The following is a 231-nucleotide window of genomic DNA, read 5'->3' as shown; positions in this document are numbered from 1 at the left end:
TCCTTGCTCTCCTCCATTTTCTTCTTCTCTTCCTCGTCCTCTGGTAGCTCCAGGCCCTCCTTAGTCACTGAGACCAGGCTCTTCCCATCAAACTCCTTGAGCTGCTGCACGCAGTACTCGTCAATAGGCTCAGTCATATACACCACCTCGAAGCCCCGCTTCCGCACTCGCTCCACAAAGGCAGAGTTGGCCACTTGCTCTTTGCTCTCACCAGTGATATAGTAGATGGAA

1 pseudogene is annotated in these 231 nt (G+C 52.8%); it reads right to left on the bottom strand.

Features of this window, described 5'->3' with window-relative positions:
- Positions 1–218: pseudogene (locus tag AC0IXA_RS28255) on the bottom strand (molecular chaperone HtpG); the annotation flags it as partial.
- Between the last annotated feature and the right edge of the window lie 13 nt (positions 219–231).

This window comes from Pseudomonas sp. AC083, from assembly GCF_979253165.1.
This window is presented reverse-complemented; position numbering and strand designations above follow the sequence as displayed.